This is a genomic window from Streptomyces phyllanthi, from assembly GCF_009377205.1.
GTDB classification, from domain to species: domain Bacteria; phylum Actinomycetota; class Actinomycetes; order Streptomycetales; family Streptomycetaceae; genus Streptomyces; species Streptomyces phyllanthi.
In genome coordinates this window covers 1-2,579 of the sequence record NZ_VJZE01000766.1, presented here as the reverse complement: position 1 = coordinate 2,579, position 2,579 = coordinate 1, and the positions used below count along the sequence as shown (strand labels likewise).

Genomic DNA, 2,579 nt, shown 5'->3' with positions numbered 1-2,579 from the left:
GGGCTCGCACGAGCACGTACGGGTGGCCGTCGTCGGGTCCGGGTTCGGCGGACTGGGCGCCGCCGTGCGGTTGCGGCGCGAAGGCGTCACCGACTTCGTCGTCCTGGAGCGGGCCGACTCCGTCGGGGGCACCTGGCGGGACAACAGCTACCCGGGCTGCGCCTGCGACGTGCCGTCCCACCTCTACTCGTTCTCGTTCGCGCCCAACCCCGACTGGCCGCGCACCTTCTCCGGGCAGGAGCACATCCGCGCCTACCTGGAGCATGTGACGGACGTCTTCGGGCTCCGCCCGCACCTCCGCCTCAACTGCGAGGTGAAGAGGATGACGTGGGACGGTGAGCGGCTCTGCTGGGACATCGAGACCAGCGGGGGCCGGCTGTCCGCCGATGTCGTCGTCTCCGCCACCGGGCCCCTCTCCGACCCCCGGATCCCCGGCATCCCCGGGATCGACTCCTTCCCCGGCAAGGTCTTCCACTCCGCCCGCTGGGACCACGACTACGACCTGCGCGGCAAGCGGGTCGCGATGGTCGGGACGGGCGCGTCCGCGGCCCAGATCGTGCCGGAGATCCAGCCGCAGGTCGCCCACCTCACGCTCTTCCAGCGCACCGCTCCCTGGGTGCTGCCCCGCGTGGACCGCGCCATCAGCGGTGTCGAGCGCTGGCTGCACCGGCGGTTGCCCGTCACGGCCCAGGCGCGGCGCGGATTCCTGTGGGGTATACGGGAGTTGCAGGTCCAGGCGTTCACCAAGCACCCGCGAGAGCTGGGCCTGGTGGAGCAGATGGCGAAGCGGAACATGGCCCGTGCCGTGAAGGACCCCGTCCTGCGCGCGAAGCTCACGCCGGACTACCGCATCGGCTGCAAGCGCATCCTGCTGTCGAACACGTACTATCCGGCGCTCACGCGGCCGAACGTCGACGTCGTGGCCTCCGGACTCGCCGAGGTCGACGGCTCCACCGTCATCGCCGCCGACGGTACGCGGGCGGAGGTCGACGCCATCGTCTTCGGCACCGGCTTCCATGTCACCGACCTTCCCATCGCCGACCGGGTCGTGGGCGCGGACGGCAGGACGCTCGCCGAGACCTGGGCGGACAGTGGCATGAAGTCCCTGCGCGGCGCCTCGGCCGCCGGCTTCCCCAACTGGATGACGATCATCGGGCCCAACACCGGCCTCGGGAACTCCAGCATGATCCTGATGATCGAGTCCCAGCTGAACTACATGGCCGACTTCGTACGGCAGTTGGGGGCGCTCGGCGGCCGTGCCGCCCTCGACGCCCGCCCGGGCGCCGTCGACGCCTGGAACCGCCGCGTCCAGGATCGTATGAGGCGCACCGTGTGGAACACCGGCGGCTGCACCAGCTGGTACCTCGACGCCGACGGCCGCAACACGACCATCTGGCCGGGGACGACGACGGAGTTCCGCAACGTCACGCGGCGCGTGAACCTGGCGGAGTACGAGGTGCTGCGCGCGCCGGGCGCGGGGGCCCACGAGACCGGTACGACGGAGACCGGTAAGACGAAGACCGGTACGACGAAGACCGGTACGACGAAGACCGGTACGACGGAGACCGGTACGACGGAGACGACGAAGGTGGAGGCCGGAGCATGACCCGACTGATGCATGTGAGGAGTGGCCCGTACGCCCCGCCCGTCGCCGCACGGGAGGTGACCGCGGTCTCCGCCGACGGCGCCCGGCTGCACGTCGAGGTGCACGGCCCCGAGGACGCGCCCGCCGTGGTGCTCGCCCACGGCTGGACCTGCTCGACCGCCTTCTGGGCGGCGCAGATCCGGGACCTGGCCGCCGACCACCGGGTGATCGTCTACGACCAGCGCGGCCACGGACGCAGCCCGGCCACCCCCACGTGCGGCACTGACGTGCTCGCCGACGACCTGGAGGCGGTGCTGAAGGCCGCGCTCGCGCCCGGCGAACGGGCCGTGGTCGTCGGGCACTCCATGGGTGGGATGACCGTGATGGCCGCCTCGGCGCGGCCGGCCTTCCGGGAGCACGCGGCGGCTGCGCTGCTGCTCAGCACGGGCAGCTCGCGGCTGGTCGCCGAGTCGCTGGTGGTGCCGATCCGTGCCGGACGGCTGCGCACCTGGCTCACGACGCGGATCCTCGGCTCCCGGCTTCCGATGGGGCCGGTCACTCCGGTCGCCATGTGGCTCCTCAAGTACGGGACGATGGGCGCCGGTTCGTCGCGGCCGATGGTGGAGGCGTGTGCGCGGATCGTGCACGCGTGTCCGCGCAAGGTGCGCTACACCTGGGCGGATGTGCTGGGTGTGCTCGATCTCGACCACGGTGTACGGGAGTTGAGGGTGCCCACGGCCGTCGTCGTCGGTACGGCGGACCGGCTGACCCCGCCCGTGCAGTCACGTGCGCTGGCCGCCGCGCTGCCCGAGTGCGTCGGCCTCACCGAACTGCCGGGCATCGGGCACATGCTGCCGGTGGAGGCGCCCGAGCTGGTCTCCTCGCGGGTCAGGGAGCTCGTCGGTACGTATCTCGCGGGCGCGGGCGCGGGCGCGGGCGCGGGTGCGGGCGCGGGCGCGGGCGGCGGGTTGGAGGAGGCGGACTGTGTGGGGGG

At 72.2% G+C, this 2,579-nt stretch carries 2 protein-coding genes; both read left to right on the top strand.

All coding sequences use genetic code 11. The features are described 5' to 3' along the window. Positions 1–1,606 (top strand): flavin-containing monooxygenase (locus tag FNH04_RS44580; RefSeq protein ID WP_228032003.1); only part of this gene is annotated, 1,606 nt, incomplete at its 5' end. After that, positions 1,603–2,579 (top strand): alpha/beta fold hydrolase (locus tag FNH04_RS44575; RefSeq protein ID WP_152791932.1); only part of this gene is annotated, 977 nt, incomplete at its 3' end. The genes FNH04_RS44580 and FNH04_RS44575, both read left to right, overlap by 4 nt.